5 protein-coding genes, 1 tRNA gene and 3 pseudogenes are annotated in these 5,661 nt (G+C 67.1%); 4 read left to right on the top strand and 5 right to left on the bottom strand.

The genetic code is table 11. The features are described 5' to 3' along the window. Window positions 1–111: transposase (locus tag VET27_RS19270; RefSeq protein ID WP_526521004.1), on the bottom strand; the 111-nt coding region annotated here is incomplete at its 3' end. 31 nt (window positions 112–142) lie between these two features. Between VET27_RS19270 and VET27_RS19265 the strand changes: the two are divergent. Then, window positions 143–555: pseudogene (locus VET27_RS19265) on the top strand (site-specific integrase); the annotation flags it as partial. Between the two features lie 48 nt (window positions 556–603). Here the strand turns inward: VET27_RS19265 and VET27_RS19260 are convergent. Together VET27_RS19260 and VET27_RS19255 are read right to left on the bottom strand one after the other, a co-directional pair. Further along, window positions 604–678, bottom strand: a tRNA-Thr gene (locus VET27_RS19260). Between the two features lie 23 nt (window positions 679–701). Then, window positions 702–1,426 (bottom strand): annotated as a pseudogene (locus VET27_RS19255) (hypothetical protein). A gap of 109 nt (window positions 1,427–1,535) precedes the next feature. Here VET27_RS19255 and VET27_RS19250 point away from each other — a divergent pair. After that, entirely contained in the window at window positions 1,536–2,255 is a 720-nt protein-coding gene (locus VET27_RS19250) for a response regulator transcription factor (RefSeq protein WP_526521002.1), read from the top strand. Window positions 2,256–2,311: 56 nt separating this feature from the next. Continuing rightward, window positions 2,312–3,763, top strand: coding sequence for a sensor histidine kinase (locus tag VET27_RS19245; RefSeq protein WP_526521000.1), 1,452 nt, complete (start codon window positions 2,312–2,314; stop codon window positions 3,761–3,763). Here VET27_RS19245 and VET27_RS19240 read toward each other — a convergent pair. Next, a complete protein-coding gene (locus VET27_RS19240) occupies window positions 3,735–4,139 on the bottom strand; it encodes an HIT family protein (protein ID WP_526520998.1) in 405 nt (134 codons plus the stop codon). The genes VET27_RS19245 and VET27_RS19240 overlap by 29 nt on opposite strands. A gap of 56 nt (window positions 4,140–4,195) precedes the next feature. Between VET27_RS19240 and VET27_RS19235 the strand changes: the two genes are divergently transcribed. Next, complete coding sequence (locus VET27_RS19235) at window positions 4,196–5,461, top strand: bifunctional glycosyltransferase family 2/GtrA family protein (protein ID WP_526520996.1); 1,266 nt, start codon at window positions 4,196–4,198, stop codon at window positions 5,459–5,461. Here VET27_RS19235 and VET27_RS19230 read toward each other — a convergent pair. After that, a pseudogene (locus tag VET27_RS19230) lies at window positions 5,458–5,661 on the bottom strand (hypothetical protein); the annotation flags it as partial. The gene VET27_RS19235 and the pseudogene VET27_RS19230 overlap by 4 nt on opposite strands.

Raw genomic sequence — 5,661 nt, 5'->3', positions numbered from 1 at the left:
CGAGCCGGCCAGGCTCTTGTCACCGGCGGCGAACAGGGCCCGGTTCTCCTGCTTGCGCACGGTGTCCACGGCCTTGGTCAGGTAGCCCATCAGGTGATATCGGTCGAACACGATCTTCTCGTCGGCGTCGCTCAGGTGCGTCGTCGGCACGCTCAAGTCGGGCAAGAACCGCACCGTGGTGCTGCCTGGCTTCGTCGTGGACGCACTGGCCAGGACCGCCGAGGGCAAAGGCCGCGACGACCTGCTCTGGCCGTCACGGACCGGTTCCCATCTGGGTCCGCCGTCCTCGCACGAATCCTGGCTGGCCGGTGCCGTCCGGCGATGCCAGCTCACCGACCCGTCCTTCCCCCGCGTCACCGCCCACGATCTGCGGCACACGGCAGCGTCGCTGGCGAATCCGAAGGTGGGGCGAATCCGAAGGTGGTTCAGCGCATGCTGGGCCACGCCAGCGCGGCCATGACGCTCGACGTCTACGCCGATCTCTTCGAGAGCGATCTGGCGTCCGTGGCCGCGAACGTGTCCAAGATGTGCCCACGGTGGGCAGAAACGCCCTAGCGTTCGCCCCCCGCGACGCCTCTACCAGCACGAACGCCCAGCCCTGGGTGGAGCCTCCTGTCAGGATTGAACTGACGACCTTTCGCTTACAAGGCGAGTGCTCTACCACTGAGCTAAGGAGGCCTGTGCGCGCCTAGCGTATCGGGTCACTCATCGGGGTCGATGATCCGCTGCGGGGCACCGGACGGGGCGTCGGCCGACGACCGCGAGCGCGCGGCATCGGGATCCGGCCGGCGATGTTGCTGAGTGGATTGACCACCTGACTCAGGGTGATGACCGCTTCGTGCAGTGCGTCGATCGTCGGCGCCAGCGCCTCCAGGCCGGGCGCCAGACGGTTGAGGGTGTCGGCGACGTCGGCAAGCTTCAGCAGCGGGCCCTGCTCTGCGGTGAGGGTGTCGAGCAGCCCTCCTTCGGCGAGCAATTTGTCGGCGACGCCGTCTTCGCGAAGTACCCGCTCGATCAGTCCGTCATTGGCCAGCAGTTGATCGGCGAGCCCACCCGGCGCGATGAGCCGAGACACCGCGCCCTCGTCGGTCGTCAGCCGGTCGAGCAGGCCGCCCTCGGCGGTCAATTGATCTACGAGTCCGCCGGGCTTGAGCAAGCGGTTGATCGGGCCGTCCGGCGCCAAGGCCCGGCCCAGCGGCGCGTCGTCGTCCATGAGGTGGGCCAGTCGATTGGCACGGTCGACGGCTTCCTCGAGTCCGAGCAGCCGGGCGAACGACGACCCGTTGGCGGACATCCCTCCGTCGTCGAGCCCGCGTTGGACGACGTCGAGGGTCTCGCTCGCGACGCCAAGGCCCATCTCGGCGACCGCGAGGCCGATGCGCACCGGAGCGGTGGCAGCGTCGACGAGGGCTTTGCCGAGATTCATGCCTCACAGTGTATGGCGGGGTCGCACCAAGGAACCCTGGGCGTAACTCACAGGAATCTCACAGCACTTGCGCAGCGTCATGTCACCCGAATGGGAGGACATTGATCACATGGCCATGGCTGCAATTCCGGATTCCCTCCCCGAAGCGCGGGTGCTCGTCGTCGACGACGAAACCAACATCGTCGAGTTGCTCTCGGTGAGCCTGAAGTTCCAGGGCTTCGAGGTGCACACCGCGTCGAACGGGCCTGCCGCACTGGACAAGGCCCGCGAGGTGCGGCCGGATGCGGTCATCCTCGACGTGATGATGCCGGGGATGGACGGCTTCGGGGTGCTCCGTCGCCTCCGCGCCGACGGCATCGACTCGCCCGCGTTGTTCCTGACCGCTCGCGACTCCCTGCAGGACAAGATTGCCGGGCTCACCCTTGGCGGCGACGACTACGTGACGAAGCCGTTCAGCCTCGAAGAGGTGGTGGCGCGGCTGCGCGTCATCCTTCGCCGGTCCGGCCGCGGCGTCGAAGAACCTCGCAGCGCCCGGCTGACGTTTGCCGACATCGAACTCGACGAGGACACCCACGAGGTGTGGAAGGCCGGCGAACCCGTCTCGTTGTCGCCGACCGAGTTCACGCTGCTGCGGTACTTCATCATCAATGCGGGCACCGTACTCTCCAAGCCGAAGATCCTCGATCACGTCTGGCGCTACGACTTCGGCGGGGACGTGAACGTCGTCGAGTCGTACGTGTCCTACCTGCGCCGCAAGATCGACACCGGTGAGAAGCGCCTCCTGCACACCCTGCGCGGCGTGGGATACGTGCTGCGCGAACCGCGCTAGCGCACCAGATGCGTGACTTCGCCGGCCAACGGCCGCGCTTTTTGCACAATGAGAGAATGGCAGGTCTCCGCGGGCGCGGTATCCCACTGCGAGTAGGTCTGGTGGCCGCCACCCTGGTCCTGGTGACATGCGGACTGCTCGCCTCGGGGATAGCCGTCACGTCGATCATGCGGCACACCCTGACCAACCGGGTCGACGAAACGTTGCTCGACGCCTCGCGTGGCTGGGCCCAGGCGCCGCGTCGGATGCCGGTCACTCCCATGGAGGATCCGAACCCTGCGAGGCCGCCGTCCGACTTCTACGTACGCGGGATCGACTCCGACGGGCGCATCTGGATGGCGGTCAACGATCGGGAGGCCGAGCCCGCGCTACCCGACAGCAACGACGTCGGACCGGTGCCCGTCACCGTGGGATCGATCGACAACTCTCCCGTGCAGTGGCGGGCGATGACGGTACGCGGCCTGCACGGTGAACTGACCACCGTCGCCATCGACCTCTCCGACGTCTCGTCGACCGTCCGAGCACTGACGTGGTCGCAGGTCGGGATCGGCGTCGCGGTGCTCCTGGTGCTCGGCATCGCGGGTTACGCCGTGGTGCATCGCAGCCTGCGACCGCTGGTCGAGGTGGAGCAGACCGCGGCGGCGATCGCCGCGGGCGAGCTCGATCGTCGTATCCCGCAACGAGATTCGCGCACCGAAGTGGGCCGATTGTCGTTGGCGCTCAACGGGATGCTTGCGCAGATCCAGCGGGCGGTGGCCTCGTCGGAGGCATCGGCCGAGCAGGCGCGCACCTCCGAGGACCGGATGCGCCGATTCATCACCGACGCCAGCCACGAACTTCGGACGCCGCTGACGACCATCCGCGGATTCGCCGAGCTGTATCGCCAGGGTGCCGCGCGCGACGTCGAACTCCTGATGAACCGCATCGAGAGCGAGTCCCAGCGGATGGGTCTGCTCGTCGAGGACCTTCTCCTGCTGGCCCGGCTGGACGCGCAACGCCCGATGGAACAGCGTCGAGTCGATCTGCTGTCGCTGGCCAGTGACTCCGTCCACGACGCCCGGTCGGTCGCCCCGAAGCGCACCATCACGATGGAGGTGTTCGACGGCCCGGGGACCCCGGAGGTGCTCGGCGACGAGGCTCGGTTGCGGCAAGTGCTGGGCAATCTGGTGGCCAATGCGCTGCAACACACGCCGGAATCTGCGAACATCGCGATCCGGGTCGGCACCCAACAGGACAACGCGATCCTCGAGGTGTCCGACGAAGGGCCTGGCATGAGTCGCGAGGATGCCCACCGAGTCTTCGAGCGGTTCTACCGCACCGACTCCTCGCGGGCGCGCAGCAGCGGCGGCACCGGCCTCGGACTCTCCATCGTCGACTCGCTGGTGTACGCGCACGGCGGCACGGTCAGCGTCACCACGGCGCCGGGTCAGGGGTGCCGCTTCACCGTGCAGCTCCCGCGCATCGCGGACGTGCCGACGGTCAATCCAGTTCTGCCAGCGCCGCTTTGATTTTCTTCTGAGCCTCGTCGAGTGACTCCGGCGACGGGTTGCGATCCACGTTCGCGAAGCCGAAGTCGGCCAGGTCGCGGGCCGGGAACACGTGCACGTGCAGGTGCGGCACCTCGAGGCCGGCGATGATCAACCCTGCGCGCTCCACACCGAACGCCTTGGACACGGCCCTTCCGATGCGCTGCGACACCGCCATCACCCGGGCGAAGGCGGCCGGTTCGACGTCCTGCCAGTTGTCGATCTCGGCGCGCGGCACGACGAGCGTGTGCCCCGGCGTCATCGGTTCGATGGTGAGGAACGCGACCACCTCGTCGTCCTCGTAGACGAATCGACCTGAAATCTCGTGGTTGATGATCATGGTGAACACGGAGGCCATGGACCGAGCATGCCAGAACCGCTCTGGCAGGTAGTTCCCAGCGCCGGGTCAGATGCGTGGCAGCTTCTTCCGCGACCGTCGACACCGTGACCGACCTGGTGAATTCCCCCACGGCCGGCGATCGATCACGACCCTTCAGGTTTTCTGCAAAGCGCCCCTACGTCCTCGACATCGTCATTCCGGTGTACAACGAGGAACGCGAGCTGGCCGACAGTGTCCGTCGCCTGCACCGATTCCTGGCTACCGAGGTGCCCTATGCGGCACGAATCACCTTGGCCAACAACGCCAGCACCGACGGCACGCTGGAGGTCGCGAGGCGACTCGCCGACGAGCTTCCGCACGTGGAGGTCATTCACCTGGACACCAAGGGGCGCGGGGGAGCGCTGCGTGCCGCGTGGACGTCGTCGACGGCCGCGGTGGTCGCCTACATGGACGTCGACTTGTCGACCGATCTCGCGGCGCTGATGCCGCTGGTCGCACCGTTGGTGTCCGGTCACTCCGACATCGCCATCGGGTCGCGGCTGTCGGCGTCGTCCCGGGTGGTTCGCGGTCCGAAACGCGAATTCGTCTCGCGCAGTTACAACTTGATCCTCCGCGGTGTGCTCGGCGTGCAGTTGTCGGACGCGCAGTGCGGGTTCAAGGCCATCCGGGCCGACGTTGCCCGGCAGCTGCTGCCGCTGGTGGTGGACACCGGCTGGTTCTTCGACACCGAGCTCTTGGTGATCGCCGAGCGCGCGGGCCTGAGGATTCACGAGGTGCCCGTCGACTGGATCGACGATGCCGATTCCCGCGTCGACGTCGTGCGCACCGCGGTCGAGGATCTCAAGGGCTGCTGGCGGGTTGGCCGTGCACTGGCGACGGGTGCGCTTCCGCTGCGCGAACTGCAGGCCGCCCTCGGTCGCGAGCCATTGGTGCCGGGTGTCCCCAAGGGCATGGTCGGACAGTTGGTCCGGTTCGGGATCATCGGCGTGGCAAGCACTCTGGCGTACGCTCTGCTGTACTTGGTGTTACATCCCGCGATGGGCGCCCAGGCGGCGAACCTCGTCGCGCTGTTGCTGACCGCCTTGGCCAACACCGCGGCCAACCGGGCCTTCACCTTCAGAGTGCGTGGGCGTAGTGGAGCGGGCCGCCATCAGCTTCACGGTCTGATGGTCTTCATGTTCGGGCTGGCGATCACCAGCGGATCGTTGTTCGTCCTGCACCGGTTCGACCCGACGATCGGCAAGGTGGCCGAACTCTCCGTGCTGGTGGTCGCCAACCTCGTCGCGACGTTGGTGCGGTTCGTCGCGCTGCGTCGCGTATTCGGAGTGCATCGACGCTAAAACGGCGGCGGTTCCGGCTCCTTCGTGAGGGTGTCCTCGTATTCGATGTCTTCGTCGCGTCGGAACTCGGGTGTGGCTGCGGTGGTGCGCATGTCGTGGTTGTGTTGGCGTTCGGCGGTGATGGCGGCGGCGCGGTCTTGGTCGCGGGTGCGTCGGCGGCGCGGCATCATGGCGGTCCGGTCGCCGCACGGTTGGTCTGC

It is taken from the genome of Mycobacterium sp., from assembly GCF_035633495.1.
Classification (GTDB): domain Bacteria; phylum Actinomycetota; class Actinomycetes; order Mycobacteriales; family Mycobacteriaceae; genus Mycobacterium.
This window is presented reverse-complemented; position numbering and strand designations above follow the sequence as displayed.